This is a genomic window from Paenibacillus chitinolyticus NBRC 15660, assembly GCF_000739915.1.
GTDB classification, from domain to species: Bacteria; Bacillota; Bacilli; order Paenibacillales; family NBRC-103111; genus Paenibacillus_F; species Paenibacillus_F chitinolyticus.
Window position 1 is genome coordinate 12,174 of record NZ_BBJT01000017.1, and the last position, 25,947, is coordinate 38,120.

The following is a 25,947-nucleotide window of genomic DNA, read 5'->3' on the forward strand; positions in this document are numbered from 1 at the left end:
GCAGCCAACTACCAGAAGCGGAGGGATGCTTGATGGACGACAGCGGCAGAGGAACGGTCGCGACGACAGGGGAACCTGTTCTTATAGAAACCGATACGCTGGATGATTCTCCAATCGGCCCTTTGCTTCTCGCCAGGACGGAGAGAGGACTCTGCGCGATCGAATTCGGGAACGGGCCGGAAGCGGTCCGCAAGCTGGAACATTGGACGGACCGCTGGATTCCGGGCGGCACCGTTGTTCCGAGTCCCGCAGGACTCCGGGAAATCAGAGAACAGCTTGAAGAGTATTTCAGCGGACAGAGACGTTCGTTCGACCTTGCTTTCGATCTGCGGGGGACGGAGTTTCAGCTCAGGGTATGGAAGGCGCTGCTGTCCGTTCCGTACGGAGCTACCGCTTCTTATAAAGATATCGCCGCCGCCATCGGATCGCCTCAGGCGGTCAGGGCGGTCGGCGGGGCCAATAACCGCAATCCGGTCCCGATCGTCATTCCGTGCCACCGCATTATAGGCGCAGGCGGGCAGCTGGTAGGATACGGGGGCGGACTTTCCGTCAAGACGGCCCTGCTTGAGCTGGAGGGCTGGTCGCCGGCGGATGTCCGGCATACATCGAAGAATCGGGAGTGGAAAGCATGAAATATGTTCCTATTGATTCCATAGAACCGGGACAATATCTGGGAAAGACGATCTTTACGGCGTCCGGGGCGGTTATGCTGGCCGAGGGGGTTCAGCTTACCGTTTATATGATTAATACGCTGAGGCGCATCGGGGTTTCCATGCTTTATATCCAAGATCAGGAGACGAGCGACATCGAAATTCCCGAAGTCGTCAGCGAGGAAACGAAGCGGATCGTCATCCGGCAGATGCTGGACACCTTCGATTCCATCCGGTCCGGTAAAGATTTCAATACACGCCACATGAGCAAAAACGTGGATACGCTGCTGGACGAAATTTTAAAAAACAAGGACGTTCTGATCCAGTTGACGGATATCCGTACGAAAGACAATGACATGTATCTGCATGCCCTCAACGTCTGCATGATTTCCACATTGATCGGGATCAATATGAATCTGAATCCCCAGCAGTTGAAAGAGCTGGCTATAGGGGCGCTGCTTCACGACGTAGGCAAGCTCGACGCGATTACGGACGACGAATCCAAGGACGATCGGCTTCATCATACGTGGAGAGGCTTCGAGGCGCTTAAAGCCAAGCGGGAATACAGCCTGCTCATCGCGCATGTCGCGTTCCAGCACCACGAAACGCCCGACGGGCTCGGCGAGCCGCGCAGACTCCTGGGCGAGCAGATTCATCTGTACGCGAAGATTGTCAGTGCGGCCAATACCTACGACAATCTGCTTCAAGGCAGCGGTCTGAACGCGGGGCTGCTTCCCCATGTGGCGATCGAGCATATGATGGCTATGGCGGGCACGAAGCTGGACAGGGACATCCTGATTCACTTCCTGCGCACCGTATCGGTCTATCCGACGGGGATTTCCGTTCGTCTGTCCACCCGCGAAACGGGTGTCGTGGTCGGCCAGCACCGGGGCCTGCCGGGCCGTCCGGTGGTCCGTATCATCAAACAGGACGGCGGCAAAGAGTACGATGTGAAGGAAATGGATCTGGCGAAACACACGACGCTTTTTATCGAACACGTGTTGGCCTGAGAAGCTTGGATTTTCGGCTTTATAATGCTATGATGAGTTTGACTGAAAACAATCTTTGAACGCAGGGGGAAAAGCAGGATGTGGCAAATTATCATTCCGATTCTGACCTTGATCGGGGGACTGGTCGGAGGCTTTTTTATCGGGGTGTTCTATCTCCGTAAGCAGCTCGAATCGATGCAGAACAATCCGGAAATGATCCAGAAGATGGCTAAGCAGATGGGCTACAACATGAACAAGCAGCAGATGAACAAAGTGCAGACCATGATGAAGAACCAGAACCTGACCAACAAAAAGCCGAATAAAAATGCAAGATCCAAATAAAAAATCCGCATGAAAGCGGCCGGGAATCCTGTTTCACAGGTTGCTCGGCCCTTTGAGTAGAACGGACCAGTATTATCCAGAGGTGGTTGGCTTATGCCCAGCAACAAAGACAAGATTATCGCTGCTGCCATGGAACTTTTTCACGAGCAAGGCTTTCAGGCTACGGGCCTGGAAGAAATTCTCTCCCGGTGCGGCGTGGTGAAAAGCAACTTTTATTACCATTTTAAGAGTAAGGAAGAGCTCGGCCGGCAAGTCATTCAGCAGAAGATTGCGCTGATGGAGGAGCAGATATTCGGGCCGTCGCTGGGCAACCGTACGCTCGGGCCGAAAGAGAGGCTGGGACGGCTGTTCCGCCTCATGCAAGTCTCGGCGGAAGAGCATGATTGCCGCAGGGGATGCTACATCGGCAACCTGGTTGTTGAATTGGGGGACCGGTACGAAGAACTGCGCCGCTTGCTGGTGAATTTTCTCGAAGACATAGAGCATAGAATCGAAGCCTGCCTGCAGGAAGGGGCAGCTAATCAAGAGATCAACCTTCATGGCATGAAAGCCAGGGAAACGGCCGTTGCGCTGACCGCACTGCTGCAGGGCGGGATGCTTCTCGGCAAAGCGCACCGCAGCAGTTTCGCGCTGCAGTACGGCGGCAAGCTGGTAAAACATATCATAGGGAACGGATGGGAAGGAGAGCAACATGCCGGCTAAAGAATACAAAAACACGAAGGTCGCGGATAACCGTGAAGAGATTGAAGGGCATATCCGGGAAATACTTCGCCTGATCGGCGAGAACCCGGAACGCGAGGGGCTGCTGGATACTCCGGCGCGCGTAGCCCGTATGTATGAGGAAATTTTCGCCGGATATGAGGCGGATTTTCACGACGTACTCGGTGTAACCTTCGATGAGCAGCACGAAGAACTCGTCATCATCAAGGACATCGTCTATTACAGCCAGTGCGAGCATCATATGGCGCCGTTCTTCGGCAAAATCCACGTGGGCTACATTCCGAGCGGCAAAATCGCGGGCTTAAGCAAATTCGCCCGTTTGGTGGAAGCCATCACCCGCAAATTGCAGGTGCAGGAGCGGATCACTTCCCAGATCGCCAACACGCTGGACGAGGTGCTGGAACCGCACGGCGTCATGGTCGTCGTAGAAGGCGAGCATCTGTGCATGTGCTCCCGCGGCGTGAAGAAGCCCGGCAGCAAAACCGTCACGTCGGCCGTACGCGGCTCGTTCCGGACGGATTCCGCTTTGCGTGCGGAGTTTTTGTCGCTGATTAAGTAAATTCGGAGCACAACCTATCGGGAAATTAGAAGGATAGCGATCTACGGAACCCGAGATCCAAACCAACTGCAACGAAATCAAAGTGAAAGACAGCCATAAAGGCTGTCTTTTTTTTGTGCCTACATAAACAAAATACAACTAAAAACAACAAAATAAAATTAAACACACAATCTTTACTTGTATTTAATCGTGAGTTTACAAAACTCATTTACCATAAGAACTGTAAGAAAAACGAATTCAATTGCAGCTTATTTCATTTTACAAATTCGAGAGGATGAACGACGGTCATGAAAAAAACAGCTTCATTATGCCTGACTCTTCTTATGGCGATTTCCCTTCTGGCAGGCTGCGGCAAAAGCGGCAGCGAAGCGGGCGCCGCGACCAAACCCCCGGAAAAGGCGGGAGGCAATGAGGGCACTTCCCAAAACGCTGCCCTGAAAGGCGACCTGACGGTGTACACCGCACTGGAAGACGACCAGATTAAAGCTTACCTCGAATCGTTCAAAAAAACGAACCCGGATGTAAAGGTAAATATTGTGCGGGATTCGACGGGCATCATTACGGCCAAGCTGCTGGCCGAGAAGGATAACCCTCAAGCGGACGTCGTCTGGGGCTTAGCGGCGACAAGCCTGCTTGTGCTTGATCAGAACGGCATGGTGGAAGGCTACTCCCCTAAAGGAATCGAGCGGGTTTCCCCGATGTTCAAAAGCACCGGCACTCCTGCGAAATGGGTCGGCATCGACGCTTGGGAAACGGCTTTTATCGTCAACACGAAGGAACTCGAGAAAAAGAAGCTTCCGGTTCCGAAGACTTACCAGGATCTGATCAAGCCCGAGTATAAAGGCATGATCGTGATGCCTAACCCGGCTTCCTCCGGAACGGGGTTTTTCGATGTGACGGGCTGGCAGCAGCTCTACGGCAAAGGACCGTCTTGGGAGTACATGGACAAACTTCATGACAATATCGCCGTTTACACGCACTCGGGTTCCAAACCGGCCAAGATGGCGGCTGCCGGAGAATACCCGATCGGCATCTCGTTCGGTTACCGCGGCATTCAGGAGAAGAAGAAAGGCGCGCCGGTTGAGGTCGTATTCCCGCAGGAAGGCTCCGGCTGGGATGTAGAAGCGAACGCCTTGATGAAGAAAGCGACGATCAAGCCGGAAGCGAAGGCGTTCCTGGACTGGGCGATCGGCGACGAGGCGATGAAAGCCTACAACAAGAACTACGCGATCATCAGCGTGAACGACGGCTCCGGCACGATACCGGAAGGCTACTCCAAAGATCCGCTCAGCCAGCTCATCAAATATGACCTGAACGATGCGGCGAAGAATAGAGACAGCATTTTGAAAGAGTGGGAAAAACGCTACAACGCCAAGAGCGAGCCCAAATCCTAAAATAAAGCGGTAATCCCGCTTGCGGCAACAAGTCCGAACCGTCAAGCCGGCAGCCGGGAGGAGAGAAACACACATGAATCAGGCTCACTTATCGATCCGGGGCATCCGCAAAACATTCGGTTCTTTCACGGCCTTGGACAGCATTCACCTGGATGTCCGCAAAAACGAATTCGTCTGCCTGCTCGGCCCCAGCGGCTGCGGCAAAACGACGCTGCTCCGCATCATCGCCGGACTGGAGCACCCGGACACGGGCACGGTATCGGCAGGAGGAAGGGACATTACCGCTCTCCCTCCGGCTCAGCGGAACTTCGGCATGATGTTTCAGTCGTATGCCTTGTTTCCGAACATGACGGCAGCACAGAACATCGCGTTCGGCCTGAAGAGCAGGAAGCTCGGCAAACGCGATGTTGCCGAGAAGGTGAGGGAATCGCTGGACCTGGTGGACCTCTGGGAGATGAGGGATAAGTACCCGTCCCAGCTCTCGGGAGGCCAGCAGCAGCGTATCGCGTTGGCGCGCGCCGTCGCGCTATCCCCGGACTTCCTGCTGCTGGATGAGCCGCTGTCGGCGCTGGACGCCAAGGTGCGGCATAAGCTGCGCGGAGAAATCCGCGCGCTGCAGGAGAAGATCGGCGTCACGACGATTATGGTGACGCACGACCAGGAAGAGGCGCTGACGATGGCGGACCGCATTGTGGTGATGAACAATGCGGAGGTCGCACAGATCGGCACGCCGAGAGAGGTTTACGAACGGCCGGCTTCGCCGTTCGTAGCCGATTTCATCGGCGCAATCAACTTCCTGGACGGAGCCGAGCTCCAGGAAAGGGGAGTGCGCGGCGCCGGCGGCATGATGGCGGTCCGGCCCGAGCATATCGGCGCCGAAGAGCCCGGCTCGCGCGGCGGCATACCGGCCGTCGTCCGCGGCATTGAATTCCGCGGACCTTTCTATCACGTCATGCTGGACGTACTGGGCAGCGGCGGGGAACCGCTCGGACGCCCGATGACGATTCACGTGTCCGCTCAGCATTACCAGCAGTTGGGCCTCGAGAAGAATAAGAAGCTGTCGCTCCGCCTGCCGGAAGAAAGACTGATCGCCTTCGAGCCCCAGGCCGCGGCGAAGTAAGAGAAAGGAGTCCTTGTCATGATGATCGTACGCAGGGTGCAGAGCGCGGCCAGAGACCTTCGTTCCGGTCTTACGGGAACGAGAGGAAGGATCAGGCGCCGGCACGGCAAAGAGGAGCGGATGCAGCAGGCTCTGATCGCCCTCATGATCGCGGTACTGGCCGTTACGGTGCTGCTGCCCCTGATCGGGTTATTTTCCAAAGCGTTTTACGATAAAACGGGGCAGTTCGCGGGTCTGGAAAACTTCGTCGTGTATTTCACGACACCGGCCCTTCTCCGTTCGCTCCTTCATACCCTGAACGTGTCTTTACTCACTACAGTCATCTCAGTCGGTCTCGCGTTCTTGTATGCGTATGCGCTGACCCGCACGGATATCAAAGGCAGGACGCTTTTCCGCTATATCGCGCTGCTTCCGCTTTTTGCCCCGACGATGATGCACGGGATCGGCCTTATTTATTTGTTCGGCAACCAGGGGCTGGTGACGACCGGTTTGTTCGGTCTTCTGCCCGCCGGGCTGGATATCGGCCTGTACGGCCCGGTCGGAATCGTGCTGGCGGAAGTGGCGTACACTTTTCCCCAGGCGATGATGATCATGCTCGTGTCGCTGGCTGTCACCGACAACCGGCTGTACGAAGCGGCCGAAACGCTTGGCGCAGGGAAGTGGAGAACCTTTCTGAGCGTGACGCTGCCCAGCGTGAAATACGGCGTTATCAGCGCTTTGTTCGTCTGCTTTACGATGAGTTTTACGGATTTCGGCGCCCCGAAAATCGTCGGCGGCAACTACAATGTGCTTGCTACGGATATTTACAAGCAGGTGATCGGCCAGCAGAACATGACGATGGGGGCGGCCGTAGGCATTCTGCTTACATTGCCGGCTGTTCTGGCCTTTGCGGTGGACCGTTTCGTGGAACGCAGGCAGAAGACGCTCGTTTCGTCCAAATCGGTTCCCTATCGGATTCAGAAAGGAAGCTGGCGCAACGCCGTGTTTTACGTGATTTGCAGCTTGATCGGGGGCGCCATCCTGCTCCTGCTCGGCGCAGTCATTTTCGCTTCCGTGATTAAGGTGTGGCCCTATGAATTGTCGTTTACGTGGAATCATTTCGATTTCACATCCGTGGCCGGTGAAGGGCTGGCTCCGTTCTGGAACAGCATGCAGGCGGCTCTCTATACCGCTTTGATCGGTACGGCGGTTACGTTCGTTTTCGCTTATCTTATTGAAAAAGTTCGCCACTGGCATGCTCTGCGGCAGTTTGCTTATTTTTTATCCATTCTGCCGCTAGCGCTGCCGGGAATGGTGATCGGGCTGGCCTTTATTTTCTTCTTCAACCGGCCGGACAATCCGCTTAGCGGGATTTACGGCACTATCTGGATCGTCGTACTGGCCAACATCGTGCACTTCTATGCCGTTCCTTTTATTACGGCGACAGCGGCGCTCAAAAAACTCGACAAAGAGTTCGAGACGGTTTCGGAATCGATGCGGGTTCCGTTCTACCGGACATTCGCACGGGTCACGGTCCCTATGTCCCTGCCGGCTGTTCTGGAAATGTTCGTTTATTACTTTGTGAATTCCATGGTAACCGTGTCGGCAGTCGTGTTTCTGTACTCGGCCGATTTCAAGCTGGCTTCGGTAGCCATTGTCAATATGGACGATGCGGGGGATACCGCCCCGGCCGCCGCCATGTCCGTCCTTATTTTACTGACCAACATTGTCGTAAGGATCGGCTATGAGCAGCTTACGAAAGTGATGAGAAACCGGGCTTCCGCCTGGCAGCGGAAATGATTTTTAACAGGATTGACCGTTAACACGCTCTACTGTAAACGTCCTTACTTCTTACTTCATCAAACCGAAAGCGGAGCCGGATAGGCGGATGAGCCGCCACGGCCCGTTACCAGGAGGAGACTTCACATGATCAAAGCCGTCATTATGGACTGGGCAGGCACAACTGTAGATTACGGCTGCTTCGCTCCCTTGAACGTTTTTATAGAAATTTTCCGTCGCAAAGGCATTGAAATTACGCAGAAGGAAGCGCGTGAGCCGATGGGACTTCTGAAGTGGGATCACATCCGTGAAATTACGAAAATGCCTCGCGTGGCCGGCCTCTGGGAACAAAAATTCGGTAGCCGGCCGAACGATCGCGACGTGGATGCCCTGTATGCGGATTTCGAGCCGCTCTTGTTCGCCTCGCTGCGCAATCATTGCGAGCCGGTTCCGGGCGTCCTGGAATTGATGGGAAGACTTCGCGAACGGGGGATCAAAATCGGCTCCACAACCGGCTATACCGAAGAAATGATGGACATCGTTGTGGAGGAGGCAGGCAGAAGAGGCTACCGTCCCGATGTGCTCGTGACGCCTACGGAGATGCCCGCCGGCCGTCCGTATCCATGGATGATCTACGAGAACTGCATCCGTCTCGGAGTGTACCCGCTGCATCATGTCGTGAAAGTCGGGGATACCTTGAGCGACATCCGGGAAGGCCTGAATGCAGGCGTCTGGACGGTCGGGGTTGTGCTCGGCAGCAGCGAGCTCGGAATGAGCGAAGCGGAGGTATCCGCCTGCCCGCCGGAAGAATTGAAGCGCAGATGCGAAGAAGTGCGCGGAAGATTTTATGAAGCCGGAGCCCACTATGTGATTGAATCCGTAGGCAAGCTGGATGCGGTGCTGGAATTGATTGAAGCGAGTTTGAAGGCCGGTGCAGGCGTATCTGCGGGGGCGGCTGCTTCCGCCTCTGTGCCGCAAGGTGCGCGGCATGTATAAGGGGGAAGCGGAAATGGCACAGACGGACACCATGTACTCGGCGATGCCGGACAACGAATACCTGCTGCTGACGCCCGGACCTTTAACGACGACGAAACGCGTCAAAGCGGCCATGCTGCGGGACTGGTGCACCTGGGACCGGGATTATAACGGACTGGTCCAGGATATTCGCGCCCGCCTCGTCACTTTGGGGGCAGGGCGTGCGGAAGGCTACACCTGCGTGCTTATGCAGGGCAGCGGAACGTTCTGCGTGGAGTCCGTTATCGGCTCCGTTATCCCGCAGGGAGGCAAGCTGGCGGTGCTGACGAACGGGGCTTACGGCGACCGTATCGCCCAGATGGCGCGCGTGCTCGGCATCGAGACGGCTGTTCTCGATTCGGGAGAGCTCAGCCCGGTCAGTCCCGGCGAGCTGGAGGAGCTGCTTCGGCGGGATGAGGCGATTACCCATGTGGCGGTCGTTCATTCGGAAACGACGACAGGCATGCTGAATCCGATAGCCGAAGTAGGCGCCGCAGCCAAGAAATACGGCAAAACCTTTATCGTGGATGCCATGAGTTCGTTCGGCGGCATTGAAATGGACATGAGCGGGCTCCATATCGACTTCCTGATCAGCAGCGCCAATAAGTGCATTCAGGGCGTTCCGGGCTTCGGCTTTGTGCTGGCCCGCACGGAGGAACTGAAGCGCTGCGAAGGGCAGGCAAGGTCCCTGTCGCTGGATCTGTATGACCAGTGGGACACGATGGAACGGCAGTCGGGCAAGTGGAGATTTACCTCTCCCACCCACGTGGTCAGAGCTTTTCACGAAGCGCTGAAAGAGCTGGAGGACGAAGGCGGCATCAAGGCCCGCTTCGAACGTTACACCGAGAACCAGCGCACGCTGTCCGAAGGGATGGAAGCGATCGGGTTCCGGGCGCTGCTGGACCCGTCCGTGCAGTCTCCTTTTATCACTTCTTTTTACTATCCCGATTCGCCGGACTTCACGTTCCTTGCCTTTTACGAGGAATTGAAAAAGAACGGGTTCGTCATTTATCCCGGTAAAATATCCGCCGCCCAAACTTTCCGCATCGGCTCGATCGGCGATATTCATCCGGCCGATATGCGGCGTCTTGTACGCATAATAGCGGACGTTACGGGAGGCACTGCGGCAACGGCGGCTGCTACCCGGAACTGAGGCGGGAGAGCGCTGGGATTTAAAGCGAACGGGACAAGCGGAATGATCACTTGCCGAGGAGGACTGCGTCATGAAAGTATTTTGTCTGGGCGGAGCGGGCCGGATCTGCAGGGAAGCGATCCTGGATCTTGTCCAATATTCCGGTTTCGAGCAAATTACGGTCGCCGATTTTAACGAAGAGGAAGGACGCAAAGTCGTGCGGGAGCTGCACGATCCGCGTGTGGATTTTATAAAAGCGAACGTCTATGACAAAGAAGCGACCGTCGCGCAGATGCGGGGCTACGATATCGTCATGGACGGTACGGCGATCACGCTGAACGGCTTGTCAACGGCGTGCATAGCGGAAGCTGGCTGTCACGGTATCAACCTGAACGGCTTCGGGGACGAGGACGCTTCGGCGGCTCTGTTCGAGCGGCACGGCAAAACCTGCGTACCCGGCTTCGGCATGACCCCGGGCGTCACCCAGATGATGGCGATGCACGCCGCTTCACAGCTCGATACGGTAGATACCGTCCGCGTCAGCCACGGGTCTTACCGGCCGATCGCCTTTTCCAGGTCCATTACGGAAACGACGACCTACGAGTACGATCCGAACCTCCCGGGCCGGGTCGTGTACGAAAACGGGGCGTTCATCCAGGTGCCGCCGTTTGCGCGTCCCCGTGAAATCCGGCTCCCCGAGCCTTACGGCACGTCGGTTCAATATATCATCCCGCATGCCGAAACAAAAACGCTGGCGAAGGCTCTGGCCGGCAAAGGCGTGCGTCTGATCGAAGTCCGCGGTACATGGCCGCAGCCGAATATGAGACTCGTCCAGGCTCTCTATGAGTACGGGTTTATGCGCAACGACAGGATCCGGGTTAACGGCTCGGAAGTCGGCATCATGGACTGCATCAGCGAATATTTGTACCACTCCCGCGAAGGTTCGGAGACGGAGCTGTACGGCTACGCGCTGCATATCGAAGTCACCGGCGTCCGAAACGGCGTGCCGATGCGGCTGACGCTTACGCATACACATCCGGCCTCCGACGGTTCCGTGCGGGGCTGGGAAGGGCTTCGCGCCTACACCCGCAACGTGGGCATCCCGATGGCCATTGCGACCGTCATGATCGCGGAAGGCCGGGTCAACGGCGCGGGCATCCTGACGCCGGAAGAAGCCTTCGAGCCGCAGGCGGTCTTCGCCGAGCTGGAGAAGCGGGGCATCCGCATCCATCAGGACACGGAAGTGTTGACGGAACGGGAGCCGGTCCAGGCATGAGCGCAGCCATATCTTTCCGCCCCGTTCTGCTCGGCTGCGCAGTTCCGATAATCAAGCGGCTGATCGTATTGATTTATTCGTCTGAAATTCATCGTTGCTGCCGTATCCATAAAAGGCTGTCGCCCTTCCGCAAGGTTGGGTATAATGAATCCGGAAGCTATCACAGAACCGAAAGAACGGAGGCGGGCATGTGTCTCTAGTAGGGGAAGAACGCAAGGAACACATCCTCCACTTGCTCAATCTTCACAATAAAGTCCGGACACACGAACTGGTGGAGCATTTCGAGGTTTCCTCGGAAACGATCCGGCGCTATCTGGAGGAGCTGGAGCAGGAAAACAAGCTCAAGCGCGTGTACGGCGGGGCGGTCAAGTTTGACCTGATGAGGGAAGAGCCTTCCCCCTTTAACCGGGAAGTCACGAAAGCGGAGGAGAAGAAGAGGATCGGCCGGGCGGCCGCCGCCATGGTCCGGGACAACGACGTGATCGTCATCGACGACGGAACGACGACCCTGCAGATGATCAATTACTTGGCGAATACGCGGAATCTGACCGTTCTGACGCCGTCGGTGCCTGCCTTGTCTCTGCTTATCGAATACAAGAACAAAGATATGTTCTCCGGGGACATTTATTTTATCGGGGGCAAAATCAACGCGAAGCATTACCGTGCATCGGGCTCGGTAGCCGAGAGCATGATGGAATCCTTCTACGTGGACAAAGCGTTCATCGCCGTCGACGGGCTTCACCCACAAAGCGGGTTAACGAGCTACGATGCCGAGCGGGGGCTTCTCGTCCGGAAGTTTATGGAGCATGCGGCCCAGACAGTCGCGCTGATGGACCATACGAAGAACGGCAAGACGCATTTCTACAAAATTTCGGAACTGAAGGAAATCCAAGCGGTTATTTGCGATGCGGAGCATCCGCCCGAGTGGAACGGAGATTTCGAGGCGATAGACACGAAGTGGATTGTAGCGGAATAACCCGCCAGGACGGCGCGCGGTGTTAGGCGTCGTATGACGGTGATCAACTACATGGCAGGATTAAGGGAGGCTGGCTCTGTTGGCCGTCCCCCTTCTTAAGAAGGTCCTGTTCCAAAAAGTGTTCGCACGTAGCATGGCGGTATCTCCAATGGAAAACGAAAAGATCTCAAACCCACCGCAAGGTGGAGATGAGATCTTTTTTTTAATAAGGAAGCCAGGTGAGTTTGCTGGCCGGCTCGAACCGTTCGTTGACATGATCCCAGTTGACGACTTTCCACCAGTCTTCGATGTATTTGGCCCGGTTGCTTTTATGTTTGAGGTAATAAGCGTGTTCCCACACGTCTAGCACCAGCAAGGGAATGACGTCCCATTGGGACAGATTCTGGTGTTTTTCCGCCTGTAAAATTTCAAGCCGGTGACTACGCGGGCTCCAGACCAGAATAGCCCATCCGCCGCCTTCCACTTTCTTGGCGGCTTCGGTGAACTGCTTCTTGAACCGGTCGTAGCTGCCGAACGATTTGTTGATTTCAGCGGCAATGGGACCATAGGCTTTCCCGCCGCCGTTCGGTTTCATGATGTTCCAGAAAATCGTGTGCAAGTAATGGCCCGCGCCGTTGAAAGCCAGCTCACGTTCCCAGTGCTTGACGAGAGCGAAGTCTCCGCTGTCGCGGGCTTTCGCAAGCATCTGCTCGGCTTTGTTGAGATCGTCGACATAGGCTTTGTGATGCTTGTCGTGATGCTCGCGCATGGTCGCCTCGTCGATATGAGGCTCCAGAGCGTTGTAGGCATACGGCAGGGGAGGAAGCTTGTGCCCGCCTATCGGCACGGGCTTATAAGGCGATAGAGCCGGAGCGGTCTGTCCCTGCCCCGAAGTGTGCCCGGAAGCGTGGGCCGGAGGCGGGGCTACACCGCTCTGCGCCGCCATATCGCTTAGGGGCGGACGGTCGCCTTCCGTGCGCGTGTCCCAGGGGCCCTGCGGCCCGACAGGCCCGATTCCCGCGCCGGGATAGGCGGACGGCCCCGGCGTGTAGCTCGCCGGAGGACCGGGCGCCCCGACGCCGAAGCCGGGAGGCACGCCCGTGCCGGGTCCTGCGCCCGTCTGCGGGACGGCGTAGCCCGTACTGCCGGAGGAATATCCCGGTAGTACGGGCGCGGGACCGTCGGAATCGTGACCGGGAACGGGGACGCTGTAAAGCCCGTACTGTCCGGGCCCGGTCCCTCCGCCGGCTGTCATCGGCGTGCTGACGCCTTCCAGCAAGCTGCCGGCGCCGCCGATGGATGTGCTCGGCGAGCCGGCGCCGCCGAGGCTGTAGCCCGGCCCGCCGCCGAAGCCCGCCCCGGGCAAGATTATGCCGCCGGGGCCGTAATAGCCGGGCGCTCCCCACGCTCCCGGAGCTCCTGGGGCACCAGGAGCGCCCGGAGCACCAGGAGCTCCGGGCGCCCCGAAAGTGCCCAGACCACCGTCCCCGGCTTGGCCTGCGTAGCCGTCTAGGCCGGAATGAGCGCCCGGCGGCCAATGGCCCGGTACGCCGAAGCCCCAGCCTCCCGTTCCGTAGGGGCTGCCCTTCTGGGCGGTTTCCAGGCCTTTGAGCGTGCCGAGAAAATATTCCGACTCGCGGATAATATGCTCGATGACCGTTTTGACAACGGGATTCGAGCTGACGGGTTTGCTTTCTTTTTCGATAATCCGCAGAAATTCGATGAATTGAACCGATTGTTTGGTGGAGACATCAATGAGCTGCCGCAACTGCAGCTGAAGGAAGGGATCGTTGGGATTTTGCGTGCGGATCGCCCATTCCACCCATTGAACGGCTGCCGCCTCCGTCTTGGCGAAAACTTCCTCCCACTCCTTGAGCGCCTGTACATAAACAGGCTCCAGCGTAGGGACCAGCTCGCGGATAACGACGGTGTGCTCCTTCTCCTGGGTTTTCCAGAAACGGATTTCTTCTAAAATCCTAAGCGGCATCAAGCTGCCGTAGACCGAAAGCATCAGGACTAACCTCCCCGGAATCAACGTTATTCCTATCTTTATTCAAGGGAGGGATTGGCCTATTCTACTTACATTTCAACAAAACCGGATTCTGGAAGCTGAGGCCGGGAGATCGTTTTCAGGAACCCGAAGGTGCGGGTGATGTATTCGTCGGGTTTCGCCGAGTAGATCAGTTCGTGTTTGCCGGTAGGAAGCATCCAGTAGTTGCTGAACACGTTGTGCTGATTTTTATAGACCCCTTCGGCAATTTCATGGGGGGCCCGTTCATCTTCATCGCCGTGAATGAAATAAATCGGCATCGGATATTCATGAGTCGTGACGGCCTGATACGGAATCTGATTCATGTTAACCCCGTTAAGAAGCGGGAAAAATACACGGACAAGAGGGAGCGAAGGGAATTTAGGAATATTTACATACTGTTTCATATTATGATAAAGCGTATCGGGATTGAGCAGGAATGTGCTGTCCAGAATCATGCCGTCGATATCTTTGGTCTGCAGGGCGGCCTGGAGGGCTGTGCCCGCTCCCATTGAGAAGCCCCATACATAGACGCGCTCGGAGCCTTTTTCTTTAATATAATTGACGGCCCCAAGAAGTTCTTTGGATTCCTGGATACCGGCCGTAACGATCCGATCGTTTTCGGGATGAACGTAGCCGTAATCGAACATCAGCACGTTGTATCCGCTGTCATGAAGCTTTTTGGCAAGAGAATAGATGGGGACCCACAGTTCTTCGCGGTTGCCGCCGTACCCGTGCGAGAAAATGACCGTCTGGGAGGAAGCTTGTGCCGTCGGAATGTACCAGCCGCTCAGCGTGCTGCTGCCGTTCGAGCTGGGAAACGTAACGTTCTGATAAGGCAGACCGACCGCTTTCGCAGGGTTCGAGCTTAAAGGCGCAATGGTAGGCCGGGCCAGCGTCCAGGCGATAAAACCGTGGAAGCCGAGGATCAGACTGGAACAGAGCACGAAGAAGCAGAGAAGAGAAAGCAGGACAACCTTCTTGCGCCGAGAAATCGATTTAACCGGAATATGATCCAGCGGTGCGGGTTGTAGGGGAGTCGAGTTAATGGGATTCATGCTCATATAGGTTCCCTCCTTTGGAGAATGGGTCTTTGTTAGGAGAATTTAGTTAGTAGGAACCTGAATAATCAGAAGGTTTATAATTAACTAAATATTCTGAAAAGGACCTCGTGGTACTCTAATATTATGTCAACTTACACGCTTCGTCAATATGTGCAACACAATGTTAATTGTCTTGTAATCTCGCTGTAATACAAGGCTTTCGAGCGGTTTTTTCCTTTGCCTTTCGAGGGTTCATCAAGTATAATAAAAGAAACAGAGTTTCACTATGTGAAACAAAAATAGGCGGTGGTGAAACCCGATGGAGGAAGCAAAATCGACCGTCCGCGCCGTGGAACGGGCACTGGATGTACTCCTGTGTTATACCGACGCAACCGAACTGACGTTAACGGAGATTTCATCCAAAGTCTCTTTGCATAAAAGCACGGTTTACCGTCTCCTTGCGTCCCTGGAGGCGAAGGGATTCCTTGTGAGGGAGTCCGACGGAGACAAATATAGGCTCGGTTTCAGCATCTGGGAACTTGCCGCGCACATGTCCCAGAGCGACGACCCCGGCATGATCCTGCTGCCGGAGATGGAACGCTTGCGCGATCAGGTGAACGAGACGATCTCGCTGTACGTGCGAGACGGCCGGGAACGCGTGCGCGTCCAGGCCGTGCAGAGCAACCACGCGATCCGGCGGGTCGCGCCGATCGGTGCGAGAATGCCCCTGTTCGTCGGGGCATCGAGCAAGATCCTTCTCGCCTTCGGCGAGGCGGAGGTGCAGGAACAGGCGATGCTGGAGGCCGAGCTTGCGGGCATCCTGCGGGAACCGTTCCTGCAGCAGCTTCACGAGACGCGGAAGGCGGGTTACGCCACCAGCGTCGAGGAGCGCGAACCGGGAGCGGCGGCGCTTGCCGCTCCGGTGTTTAACCGGGCGGGCAAGCTCGTGGCCGCGCTGGCGGTGTCGGGGCCGTCCAACCGGCTCACGCTGGAGGCCATGCTGGAGCAGGCTCCGGTCGTGATCGAGGCGGCCCGGCGGATGGGCACCATGCTGAGATAGCGCGGCATGGGGATGTGCGGGCCTATGAGGCAATCCGGGGAAGGATGGCTGGAGGACTGCCGGAGAAGCATCAGAGATGAGTACCAGTACCGGAGAAGGGCCGGGAGGCTACCGAAGAACAGCCGTCCAACAGGACAACCGACTGCCGGAGGCGTTCTTCAGCCGGAACGCCCCCTGTCCGGCATCCGGTGCGGATTAGGACCGCGGCCGGTTTGTTGTTTTAAATCTTCCGCGGAAGCGTATCAATAGATAAGGCCAGCTGAGCCCTCGCCAGCTGGCCTTCGCTTGCCCGCGCGGGAAGAGGAACAAACATAAGGATGCTCCCTTTCCGCGATGCCGTTTTCCCCAATATTCGATTGAGGAAGATGCATGCAGGCATTTTTTTCCACCTTGGGGGCAATACTAGATCGGAACATACGGAAGGGGAAGGGTTGATGGAACAGCGCAAGTCGATGATTGCGATCTGGATTAGCCTGATTAGCAATGTCGTCCTGACGGGCATCAAGCTGGTCGTCGGCTGGTTGTTCGGCAGCCAGGTTCTGATTGCAGACGGAATACATAATGCCGGAGACGTGATTGCCACGGCAACGGCTTACAGTTCCATGCGGATTTCCAACCGCCCGGCCGACCACGATCATCCTTACGGGCACGGCAAAGCGGAGGTGCTCGGTTCGGGGGCCGTCGCGCTTTTACTGGGCGCCGCGGCAATCTATATGGGGTATCATGCGGTTATGGCGCTTTTGGAGCCGCCGGGCGAAGCTCATGTCCTCGCTCTGATCGCAGCGATTATTTCCCTGGTCTGGAAGCAATGGTTGTACGTATATACGATGAGGCTGGGCAGGGCCGTGAACAGCAAAGGCCTTATTGCCACGGCTTACGATCATTTGGCTGACGTTTATGCTTCTATTGCGGCATCTGCGGGGATCGCACTGGCCCTGGCGGGGGATTACTTCGATGTTCCTTTCTTGGCCTACGGGGATCCGGCTGCCGGAATTATCGTCTCTTTCCTCGTCATCAAGCTCGCATATACGATGGGGATAGAAGCCGTCAATATTCTGATGGAAACGAACGTTGAAGACGTTAAGCTGCAGCAGTATAAAGAGATCATTGAGTCGTTCCCCGACGTCAAACGCATCGATCGGCTGCGTGCCCGCGAACACGGCCATTACATACTCGTGGACGCGCGGATCGGTATCATGGGAACGTTAACGATTCAGCAGGGGCACGATATCGGGCGCAGCATCAAGGAAGCGATCCGGGCCAAGCATCCCGAAGTGGACGAGGTGCTTGTGCATCTGAATCCTTGGTACCCGGATGAGGAGCTCAACCCGGATGCCGGCCCCGGAATCACTCATGTAAAAAGCGGGGGCTAACCTGGGTGACGGAAAAAAGTGAAAAATAACGAAGGCGGCTTTCCTGCGGAAGGAAGGGCCGTCTTTTTCTATGCCATACAAAGAGGAGCTTATGAACGCCGGAGCTTGATTTTAAAAATTAAGTTTTGTACGGTCTTTTACTAAAATTTATAGGATCGTTGCGCCCTTAAAGGTTTAGAAGATGTCTGTATGTGCCGGGTTTTCTTTTATACACTGAAGTTAGATCATCGCACCGAGGATCGAATTCATGTTGAAGGGGATATGGGTATGGGTCTTGCCATGAAAAAGGATTGCCAGATTTGCGGGCACACGCTTGACGCTCAGTCGGAAGCTTACATTTGCGTGCATGAATGCACATTCTGTAAAAATTGCACGGAAGAGAGGGGTCACATCTGTCCTAACTGTTCGGGAGAACTGGTGCGGAGACCGCGCACGCCGTTAACTGCAGCGGCAGCTTGTCCACTGGGCTAAGAAGAGCGAGATGGGAAGCGTGAGAGATAGATACGGTTCTTGATTATCGAGCTTTACAGGAAAAGAAACGCTTTATAGGGAAAGAACCCGCACTTTAAACAGAAAAAAGAGAGCCCCCGAGGGGCTCTCTTTTGTTACATGCTTCTATTAAGCGTTGTACATCATTTGACGGAGTACGGTTTGCAGGATACCGCCGTTACGGTAGTAATCCACGTCCACCATGCTGTCCAGACGGACGATAGCTTTGAAGTCGAACGACGTGCCGTCTTCACGGGTAGCCGTTACGGTTATTTGCTCGCCTGGCTGCACATCATTGGACAAGCCGGAAATTTCGATTGTTTCGCGGCCGGTCAGACCAAGCGTTTTCCATCCTTGACCTTCCAGGAATTGAAGCGGAAGCACGCCCATACCTACCAGGTTGCTGCGGTGAATACGTTCGAAGCTTTCTGCGATAACGGCTTTGACGCCCAGCAGAAGCGTACCTTTGGCCGCCCAGTCACGGGAGCTTCCGGTTCCGTACTCTTTACCCGCGATAACGACGAGGGAAGTATTTTTATCCTGATAGTTCATCGAAGCATCGTAAATCGACATTACTTCGCCTGTCGGCAGGTAAGTCGTTACGCCGCCCTCGGTGCCCGGAGCCACTTGGTTACGGATGCGGATGTTCGCGAACGTACCGCGCATCATGACTTCGTGGTTACCGCGGCGGGAACCGTAAGAGTTAAAGTCTTTTTTGTCCACGCCATGCTCGATCAGGTATTTGCCCGCAGGGCTGTCTACCTTGATGTTACCGGCAGGAGAGATGTGGTCCGTCGTAACGGAGTCGGCAAGAAGCGCAAGCGTTTTGGCGCCGCGGACGTCTTTGATGTCGTCCAGGGACTGGCCAAGGTTTTGGAAGAACGGAGGCTCTTGAATGTAAGTGGAGTTTTTGTCCCACTCGTACAGTTCGCCTTCCGGTACCGCGATTTGGTTCCAACGCTCGTTGGCACGGAACACGTCTTTATATTTCTCGCGGAAAGCTTCGGCCGTAACGGCGGTTGCGACAGCTTCCTCGATTTCTTTGTTGCTCGGCCAGATGTCTTTCAGGTAGACAGGCTCGTTGTTCGTGCCGTAGCCGATCGGATCTTTCGTCAGGTCGATGTTCACGTTGCCTGCCAGCGCGTAAGCGACAACCAGCGGCGGGGAAGCGAGGTAGTTCGCTTTAACCTGTGCGTGAACGCGGCCTTCGAAGTTACGGTTACCGGACAGAACGGCAGCGACCGTCATGTCGTTGTCGGCAACGGCTTGGCTCACTTCGTCCGGAAGCGGACCGGAGTTACCGATACAAGTTGCGCAGCCGTAACCCGCTACGAAGAAGCCGAGCTCTTCAAGAGGTTTAAGCAAGTTAGCTTTCTCCAGATAGTCGGTAACGACCAGGGAACCCGGAGTCAGGGAAGTTTTCACGTAAGCCGGCGTTTTCAGGCCGCGCTCGACGGCTTTCTTCGCGAGAAGGCCCGCACCGAGCATAACGTTCGGGTTGGATGTATTTGTACAGCTCGTGATCGCTGCAATTACAACGGCGCCCGTGCTCATTTTGGTTGTTCTGCCATCCGCGTATTTCACTTCGACTTCTTCGGCGATTTTCTCGTCGGACAGACCGTATCCGCCTTTGTCTACAGGCGTACGCAGGATGTCGTTGAAAGATTCTTTCATCGCCGTCAGCTCGACGCGGTCTTGAGGACGTTTAGGACCTGCAAGGCTCGGTACAACGGTGGACAAGTCGATTTCGATTACATCGGAGTAGATCGGATCTTCCATGTCTTTCGTACGGAACATGCCTTGCGCTTTATAGTAAGCTTCAACGAGAGCGATCTGCTCTTCGCTGCGGCCCGTGTTTCTCAGGTATTCCAGCGTGCTGTTGTCAACCGGGAAGAAACCGACGGTTGCGCCGTACTCAGGAGCCATGTTGGCAACCGTCGCACGGTCGGACAAGACGAGGTCCTCAAGGCCGGGACCAAAGAACTCGACAAATTTACCGACAACGCCCTTCTTGCGAAGAGTTTGAGTGACGGTGAGGGCAAGGTCGGTCGCCGTTGCGCCTTCGGCAAGACGTCCGGTCAGTTTGAAGCCGATAACTTCAGGCGTTACGAAGTACAGCGGCTGTCCGAGCATACCGGCTTCGGCTTCGATACCGCCAACGCCCCAGCCTACGATACCGAGACCGTTGATCATGGTGGTGTGGGAGTCGGTACCTACCAGGGAATCCGGATATACGGTTGTTTCACCGTCTACGGTTTTGGTAGCCGCAACGGAAGCGAGATACTCCAGGTTTACCTGGTGAACGATACCGGTTGCCGGAGGTACGGCACGGAAGTTATCGAATGCGGTTTGCGCCCAGCGCAGGAAGCGGTAGCGCTCTTCGTTACGCTCGAATTCAAGCTCCATGTTGGTTTCAAGCGCCATACCGTTACCGTAAGCGTCGACCATAACGGAGTGGTCGATTACGAGGTCAACGGGTACGAGCGGGTTAATGCGTTTAGGGTCTCCGCCTGCGCGTGCAACGGTGTCTCTCATTGCCGCGAGGTCAACTACGACCGGTACGCCGGTAAAGTCCTGAAGAACGATACGGGCGGGAATGAAAGGAATTTCTTTATTGTGGTCGGCGTTCTCGTCGCCCCAAGTTGCGATTTGCTTCACGTGTTCGTCCGTGATGGCGCGGCCGTCGTATTGGCGGATCGCGGCTTCAAGGAGAACTTTAATGGAGAAAGGCAGTTTGGAAATTCCGGCGAACTGCTGCTGAAGATCCTGCAGGCTGTAGTAGTGGTAAGATTTACCGCCTACCGTCAACTGCTTGCGTACGTTAAAAGCGTCTTTTTGCGGCATTGCAAAGCCTCCCTTATGATCTTTGAAATGGCGAATTGAAATTTGTCCGGGTCTTACGTTTGATTGGTTGGTGATGTTTCATCTGATGAAACTCAATTTCATATTTCGCTATATCCTTAGTATACCGTGTTCCCCCTGCCGCGTAAAGAATAAAATGACTCATTTTTATTTGAAATTTTTCATATATTTAAGCGAATATCCACGCGTATTATCCATGCGTATAAGGCCGGTCCCCGCAGCGGACTGTAGGCTCTTGGGAGGGAAAGGCATGTCCTGGAAAACAGCGCTGTACGATTATCTGCACGCACGCAATACGGCGGAAACGGAAGCGTCGGCCGGAGTGCTGGCAAACGTTGTGGAAGACGAACGGTTCAACCGGGAAACCGACGCCCGGTATCGCCGGCTGATCGAAAGCCGCAAAGAACGCGGAGTCAAGGCACTGCGCGGAGAAATGCGGCTTAAGCTTCAGCATGTGCGCGAACACGAGGAAGGCGTTACCGCGGATGTCGAGTGCGGGCGGCAGTTTTTTTACGAACAAGGGGGCAGGGAGCGAAAGGAATGCATCGTCATCCGGGAACGGGTCGGCTTGATCCGTAAGGGATCGCGCTGGAGAATCGCGCAAATTTCGGCCCGGGAAAGTGAGAGGGAAAAAACGAAACAACCGTACTCCTGGCTGGCGGAGGAAGGAATTTACACGCCCGAAGGCGAAATCTCCTCGTCGCAGCCCTACCTGAATTATAGTATACTGAACCATGTCGGAACTTACCCCGAAACCCGGAAGAAGCTTTACGATCGCGCGAGAGCGGTCAAATATGCGGACACCTGGTGGAACGGGTACAACCCGGCTTTTATTGAATTCGAAGTGGATTGCACGAGCTACGTCTCCCAATGTCTCTTTGCAGGGGGATCACCGATGAACTATACTGGGAAAAGAGGCGCCGGCTGGTGGTACTCGGGCAAGCAGGGCAGCCGGGAGCTTTGGAGCTACAGCTGGGCGGTCGCCCAGGCTCTGCAGCTTTACGTGCCCGCTTCCCGCAGAGGCCTGACGGGAACGCTTGTTTCCTCGGCCGCCGAACTAAGGCCCGGCGATTTTATCAGCTATGACTGGGACGGGGACGGACGTTTTCAGCACAATACGTTCGTGACCGCACTGGATGCGGGCGGCATGCCGCTCGTTAACGCGCATACCGTCAGCAGCAAGCACCGCTACTGGGATTACAAGGACTCGTACGCGTGGACGGATAAAACCCGGTATGCCTTTGTCCGTGTTTCGGATGAAATGGATGGATAAATAAAGATTATGGAATCAGGCGGAGGGGAAACATGAGCCGGAAATTACGGATAGGACTGATCTATGGCGGTAAATCCGGGGAGCATGAGGTATCTTTGCAAACCGCGCATGCCGTCATTGGAGCATTGGACGTATCGAAGTATGAAATTACTCCTTTCTATATTACAAAACAGGGAGAATGGCGCCGGGGAGCGGCTCTAAACGGCCGGGTGGAGCGCAAGGAGCTGCTCGCTTTCGACGCTTCCGAGGGCGAAGCGGCGGGTGCGGCTCTGGCTCCTTTCTTCTCCGGTCTTACGAGCCAGGCGGGCGGGGTACTGGCCGAAGTGGCCGCTGCGGGCGAAGCCGCCCGGGAGGAAGCCGTCGATGTCGTGCTGCCGCTGCTGCACGGTACCTTCGGAGAGGACGGCACCATCCAGGGGCTGCTTGAGATGGCGAACATTCCGTACGTGGGAGCGGGCGTGCTCGCCTCGGCCGTCGGAATGGACAAAGTCGCCATGAAGAAAATGTTCGCGCAGGAGGGACTCCCGCAGTGCGTGTACCGGCATTTCACCCGCTCCCAGTGGGAGAAAGACCAGCCGTTCTTCCTGATGGAAACCGAAATTTCCATCGGCTATCCGTGCTTCATCAAGCCGGCCAACCTGGGTTCGAGCGTAGGTATTTCCAAAGCCCGCAACCGGCAGGAGCTGATTGAAGCGGTGGAGTATGCCTTCCAGTTCGACCGGAAGGTGATTGTGGAGGAATTCGTGGACGCGCGGGAGATTGAAGTTGCCATCCTGGGCAACGAAGAGCCTCTGGCCTCCGTTCCGGGCGAGATCGTGTCTTCCAGCGAGTTTTACGACTACAAGGCCAAATATGTCGACGGCAAATCGACGATGGTCATTCCGGCGGAGCTGCCGGAAGAAACCGCCGCGCAGATTCGGGAACTCGCCATCCAGGCGTTCCAGTCCATCGACGGATCGGGCCTGTCGCGGGTCGATTTCTTCCTGACCCGGACGGACGGCCAGATTTATATCAATGAGATCAACACCATGCCGGGCTTTACCCCGTTCAGCATGTATCCCCTTCTTTGGAAGGAAACCGGCAAACCTTACGCGGAGCTTCTGGACGATCTCATCCGGCTTGCGCTGGAACGCCACACGGCCAAACAGCAAATCAAATATACGGTGGAGTAACGGCTTTGCCGGACACCGATTTCGCATGCAGGGGAGCAGGTGCCGTCCGCAGGTACAACACCGCGGGCCCTGAAAACCGGAGGCTGGCGATGATGCCGGAGAGCGGCTTTCTCGCATGTGCTTTTAGCAACGACTACTTATTTCGATCAGCCGGGAGGGCGCTATGGGCTTTCAAACCGAATTTAATTCCGTATGCAAATTCAAATCCGAGCAGGAACTGTACGAGCTGTTGGAATACGGACGCTGTAAAATGCGCAAAAGCGGGTTCCGCGTGTATCCGACCGGCCAGAAAGTAATCGCATATTCACCTGCCAACGAGGCGGTGGCTATCGTAAAGATCAGCGCGTCCATCGCGGAAATCACTTTTCAGGGGGATGAAGTTACCCTCGTGGAGATGGATCTGGTGCGCAAGCTGACCGAGGAAGAGGCGCGCGTGCAGACGGCGCTGGCCGACGAGATGTTTTTCGGCGAACAAGGAAGCAAGTAAGAAGTGGCATTTCGGACAATTCGTTTCGTTTTATATTATTCATATGAGAAGCAGCTTTGATCTCGGCTCCGGTTGAGAAAACGGCTGCTTTTTGTTTTGGGCCGCTGAAATTTCGGATCGTTAAAATTTTGCCTCCATAAATATAGTAGCGCCTTTTATTCTGGGCATCTTATCATTAAAGACCAATCAGGAGCAAGGATGTGACCAACGGCCATGATCGTACGCCTGGGGTATGTGGCGATGTCCACGGAAGTGAAGAATGCGTCCCCGTCCAAGACGATGACGGCAACGCTGTTCAGCCAGTTGAATGACCGGGAAGCCGCTGTCCGCAAGCTGGAGAGAATAGGAGCCGAGAACCTTCACAATACGCTCCGGTTGCTTAGGCATAACCGCGCTTACGATATCAAGGTGTACCGCTACTCGTCCAAACTGATTCCCCTGCTGGGCCATGACATGCTGGAAGGCTGGGATCCGATCCCGGCTCTTGCCGCGGAATTTAAAGAGGTGGGAGATTACGCCAAGCTGCACGGAATGCGGACGAGCTTCCATCCCGATCACTTTACGGTTCTCAGCACCCCCCGCAAAGATGTCTTGCTCAAGTCTTATGCGGACCTAGAGCGGCATGCCGCGATGCTGGAGGCAATGGGACTCGGAGAGGACGCCAAGCTCAACATCCACGTAGGCGGAACTTACGGAGACAAACCGAAAGCGGCCAAGCGGTTCGTGGCCCATTTTGCCGATCTGAACGAAAGCGCCCGGCGCCGTCTCACTCTGGAAAACGACGACAAAACGTTCACCGCCCGCGAAACGCTGGAAATCTGCGAGAAGGTCGGAGTGCCCATGGTGCTCGATGTCCACCATCATCAAGTGAATAACGAGGGAGAGGATATTCTGGAGCTGTGGCCCCGGATCCAGGCGACGTGGAAAGGGCAGCTCTGCGTCTCGCTTCCGGATAGCGCGGATCAGCCGCTGCCGCCCAAAATCCATGTGTCGAGCCCCAAGAACGATAAAGACATCCGGAGCCATGCGGATTATGTGGACGCCGGTCCTTTGCTGGAATTTTTCAGAGGCATTGCCGGGATCACTCCGCGGCTCGACGTTATGATTGAAGCCAAAATGAAGGACGCCGCCCTGTTTCGTCTGATGAAGGATCTGGAACCGGAAAAAGGCGTAGACATACTGACAGAGGCTTCCGTGCAAATAAACGTTCCGTAGGTTCATGCCGGAAGCGATGAAGGCAAGGGAATCGGACTCTGCGAGATGATGGCCCACATAGGCCGTGTTTTTCCGCTTAAACATGTAAAAATCTCCGGAATACCGTGTTAATCCGGTAAAGCTGCATGTTTTTGCCGTGTTCTTCTTGTCTTTGCGGGTCAAATGGGGTACCTTGTTAAAGTGAAGGATTGTCCAATTCGAACCGAGAGGAGATTGTCGAATGACGACATCGGGTTTATTGAACGGCAAGAACATTCTGGTTATGGGGGTTGCCAACGACCGCAGCATCGCATGGGCGATTGCGCAATCTTTGGCGGCTCAAGGCGCGCGCCTCGCATTTACTTACGAGAGCGAGCGTGTGGAAGAGCGTGTACGCAAATTGGCCGGTAATATTCCGGATTCGCTTATTTTGCCCTGCAACGTAACGGTAGATGAAGATCTCGTACGCCTGGCTGATACGCTCAAAGGCGAGTTCGGCGTTCTGCACGGAGTGGTGCACAGCATCGCGTTCGCACGTACGGAGGAGCTGGAAGGCATGTTCGTGGATACGTCCCGCGACGGCTACGCTCTGGCACAAGACATCAGCGCATTCTCGCTGGTTGCGGTGTCGAAGCACATGTATCCGCTGATGACGGAGGGCGGCAGCATCATGACGATGACCTACCTCGGCGCGGAACGCGTTATGCGCAACTACAACGTGATGGGCGTGGCTAAAGCGGCGCTGGAAGCAAGCGTACGTTACCTGGCTGCCGATCTTGGCCAGCACGGTATCCGTGTGAACGGCATTTCGGCCGGTCCGATTCGTACCCTCGCCGCCAAAGGCATTAAAGATTTCAACTCCATCCTGCATCAGGTGGAAGAAAAAGCGCCGCTGCGCAAAACGACGGAAACGGCGGAAGTCGGCGATACGGCCATGTTCCTGATGAGCCATCTGTCGCGCGGCATTACCGGCGAAATTATTCACGTAGACGGCGGTTACAACATCGTAGGCGCGTAAAACCGCGCGGCCTGCAAGGAATAGTCCTTCCGAAAATT

At 55.7% G+C, this 25,947-nt stretch carries 24 protein-coding genes; 21 read left to right on the forward strand and 3 right to left on the reverse strand.

Annotation, left to right across the window (positions count from 1 at the left end; all coding sequences use genetic code 11):
- The first annotated feature begins 32 nt into the window (after positions 1 to 32).
- From PCH01S_RS26395 to PCH01S_RS26455, 12 genes are all read left to right on the forward strand, one after another.
- Positions 33 to 632 (forward strand): methylated-DNA--[protein]-cysteine S-methyltransferase, encoded by a 600-nt coding sequence (locus PCH01S_RS26395; protein WP_042234893.1) that lies wholly within the window; start codon positions 33 to 35, stop codon positions 630 to 632.
- Entirely contained in the window at positions 629 to 1,660 is a 1,032-nt protein-coding gene (locus tag PCH01S_RS26400) for an HD-GYP domain-containing protein (RefSeq protein ID WP_042234896.1), read from the forward strand. The genes PCH01S_RS26395 and PCH01S_RS26400 overlap by 4 nt, the downstream gene beginning before the upstream one ends.
- Before the next feature lie 78 nt (positions 1,661 to 1,738).
- Positions 1,739 to 1,981 carry a YneF family protein gene (locus PCH01S_RS26405; RefSeq protein ID WP_042234898.1) on the forward strand — a complete coding sequence of 81 codons (243 nt, stop codon included), beginning with the start codon at positions 1,739 to 1,741 and terminating at the stop codon, positions 1,979 to 1,981.
- A gap of 93 nt (positions 1,982 to 2,074) precedes the next feature.
- A complete protein-coding gene (locus PCH01S_RS26410) occupies positions 2,075 to 2,683 on the forward strand; it encodes a TetR/AcrR family transcriptional regulator (protein ID WP_042234900.1) in 609 nt (202 codons plus the stop codon).
- Positions 2,673 to 3,260, forward strand: coding sequence for a GTP cyclohydrolase I FolE (gene folE / locus PCH01S_RS26415; RefSeq protein WP_042234902.1), 588 nt, complete (start codon positions 2,673 to 2,675; stop codon positions 3,258 to 3,260). Before PCH01S_RS26410 ends, folE begins: the two co-directional genes overlap by 11 nt.
- Positions 3,261 to 3,547: 287 nt before the next feature.
- A complete protein-coding gene (locus tag PCH01S_RS26420) occupies positions 3,548 to 4,654 on the forward strand; it encodes a putative 2-aminoethylphosphonate ABC transporter substrate-binding protein (protein ID WP_042234904.1) in 1,107 nt (368 codons plus the stop codon).
- Between the two features lie 73 nt (positions 4,655 to 4,727).
- Complete coding sequence (locus tag PCH01S_RS26425; protein WP_042234906.1) at positions 4,728 to 5,774, forward strand: putative 2-aminoethylphosphonate ABC transporter ATP-binding protein; 1,047 nt, start codon at positions 4,728 to 4,730, stop codon at positions 5,772 to 5,774.
- A gap of 18 nt (positions 5,775 to 5,792) precedes the next feature.
- Positions 5,793 to 7,553 (forward strand): putative 2-aminoethylphosphonate ABC transporter permease subunit, encoded by a 1,761-nt coding sequence (locus PCH01S_RS26430; RefSeq protein ID WP_042234908.1) that lies wholly within the window; start codon positions 5,793 to 5,795, stop codon positions 7,551 to 7,553.
- A 126-nt stretch (positions 7,554 to 7,679) separates the two neighbouring features.
- Positions 7,680 to 8,528: a phosphonoacetaldehyde hydrolase gene (gene phnX, locus PCH01S_RS26435; protein ID WP_042234910.1), complete on the forward strand. Its 849-nt coding sequence runs from the start codon at positions 7,680 to 7,682 to the stop codon at positions 8,526 to 8,528.
- Positions 8,529 to 8,571: 43 nt separating this feature from the next.
- Positions 8,572 to 9,699: a 2-aminoethylphosphonate--pyruvate transaminase gene (phnW, locus tag PCH01S_RS26440; protein ID WP_129112583.1), complete on the forward strand. Its 1,128-nt coding sequence runs from the start codon at positions 8,572 to 8,574 to the stop codon at positions 9,697 to 9,699.
- Between the two features lie 70 nt (positions 9,700 to 9,769).
- A complete protein-coding gene (locus PCH01S_RS26445; RefSeq protein ID WP_042234912.1) occupies positions 9,770 to 10,954 on the forward strand; it encodes a saccharopine dehydrogenase family protein in 1,185 nt (394 codons plus the stop codon).
- 190 nt (positions 10,955 to 11,144) lie between these two features.
- Positions 11,145 to 11,930 carry a DeoR/GlpR family DNA-binding transcription regulator gene (locus PCH01S_RS26455; RefSeq protein ID WP_042234918.1) on the forward strand — a complete coding sequence of 262 codons (786 nt, stop codon included), beginning with the start codon at positions 11,145 to 11,147 and terminating at the stop codon, positions 11,928 to 11,930.
- Positions 11,931 to 12,132: 202 nt separating this feature from the next.
- Here PCH01S_RS26455 and PCH01S_RS26460 read toward each other — a convergent pair whose 3' ends face one another.
- Together PCH01S_RS26460 and PCH01S_RS26465 are read right to left on the reverse strand one after the other, a co-directional pair.
- On the reverse strand, positions 12,133 to 13,920 hold the full coding sequence (locus PCH01S_RS26460) for a Fe-Mn family superoxide dismutase (RefSeq protein ID WP_042234920.1): 1,788 nt from the start codon (positions 13,918 to 13,920) through the stop codon (positions 12,133 to 12,135).
- A gap of 68 nt (positions 13,921 to 13,988) precedes the next feature.
- On the reverse strand, positions 13,989 to 15,002 hold the full coding sequence (locus tag PCH01S_RS26465; RefSeq protein WP_042234921.1) for an alpha/beta hydrolase: 1,014 nt from the start codon (positions 15,000 to 15,002) through the stop codon (positions 13,989 to 13,991).
- A gap of 298 nt (positions 15,003 to 15,300) precedes the next feature.
- Here PCH01S_RS26465 and PCH01S_RS26470 point away from each other — a divergent pair, with 298 nt between their 5' ends.
- The 4 genes from PCH01S_RS26470 to PCH01S_RS30015 all read left to right on the forward strand — a co-directional run bounded on the left by PCH01S_RS26470 (position 15,301) and on the right by PCH01S_RS30015 (position 17,885).
- Complete coding sequence (locus PCH01S_RS26470) at positions 15,301 to 16,041, forward strand: IclR family transcriptional regulator (RefSeq protein ID WP_042234923.1); 741 nt, start codon at positions 15,301 to 15,303, stop codon at positions 16,039 to 16,041.
- A gap of 76 nt (positions 16,042 to 16,117) precedes the next feature.
- Complete coding sequence (locus PCH01S_RS31540; protein ID WP_255246869.1) at positions 16,118 to 16,240, forward strand: hypothetical protein; 123 nt, start codon at positions 16,118 to 16,120, stop codon at positions 16,238 to 16,240.
- Positions 16,241 to 16,472: 232 nt separating this feature from the next.
- Positions 16,473 to 17,414 carry a cation diffusion facilitator family transporter gene (locus PCH01S_RS26475; RefSeq protein WP_042234988.1) on the forward strand — a complete coding sequence of 314 codons (942 nt, stop codon included), beginning with the start codon at positions 16,473 to 16,475 and terminating at the stop codon, positions 17,412 to 17,414.
- A 267-nt stretch (positions 17,415 to 17,681) separates the two neighbouring features.
- Positions 17,682 to 17,885, forward strand: a complete 204-nt coding sequence (locus PCH01S_RS30015) for a DUF1272 domain-containing protein (RefSeq protein WP_084706689.1) — start codon at positions 17,682 to 17,684, stop codon at positions 17,883 to 17,885.
- A gap of 147 nt (positions 17,886 to 18,032) precedes the next feature.
- Here PCH01S_RS30015 and acnA read toward each other — a convergent pair whose 3' ends face one another.
- Positions 18,033 to 20,747: an aconitate hydratase AcnA gene (gene acnA, locus PCH01S_RS26480; RefSeq protein WP_042234925.1), complete on the reverse strand. Its 2,715-nt coding sequence runs from the start codon at positions 20,745 to 20,747 to the stop codon at positions 18,033 to 18,035.
- A 268-nt stretch (positions 20,748 to 21,015) separates the two neighbouring features.
- Between acnA and PCH01S_RS26485 the strand changes: the two genes are divergently transcribed.
- The 5 genes from PCH01S_RS26485 to fabI all read left to right on the forward strand — a co-directional run bounded on the left by PCH01S_RS26485 (position 21,016) and on the right by fabI (position 25,909).
- Positions 21,016 to 22,038, forward strand: a complete 1,023-nt coding sequence (locus PCH01S_RS26485) for an amidase domain-containing protein (protein ID WP_042234927.1) — start codon at positions 21,016 to 21,018, stop codon at positions 22,036 to 22,038.
- Between the two features lie 32 nt (positions 22,039 to 22,070).
- A complete protein-coding gene (locus PCH01S_RS26490) occupies positions 22,071 to 23,210 on the forward strand; it encodes a D-alanine--D-alanine ligase (protein ID WP_042234928.1) in 1,140 nt (379 codons plus the stop codon).
- A 163-nt stretch (positions 23,211 to 23,373) separates the two neighbouring features.
- On the forward strand, positions 23,374 to 23,697 hold the full coding sequence (locus PCH01S_RS26495) for a hypothetical protein (RefSeq protein WP_042234930.1): 324 nt from the start codon (positions 23,374 to 23,376) through the stop codon (positions 23,695 to 23,697).
- 213 nt (positions 23,698 to 23,910) lie between these two features.
- Positions 23,911 to 24,912, forward strand: a complete 1,002-nt coding sequence (uvsE, locus tag PCH01S_RS26500; RefSeq protein ID WP_042234932.1) for a UV DNA damage repair endonuclease UvsE — start codon at positions 23,911 to 23,913, stop codon at positions 24,910 to 24,912.
- A gap of 220 nt (positions 24,913 to 25,132) precedes the next feature.
- A complete protein-coding gene (gene fabI / locus PCH01S_RS26505) occupies positions 25,133 to 25,909 on the forward strand; it encodes an enoyl-ACP reductase FabI (RefSeq protein WP_009676877.1) in 777 nt (258 codons plus the stop codon).
- Positions 25,910 to 25,947: the final 38 nt, after the last annotated feature.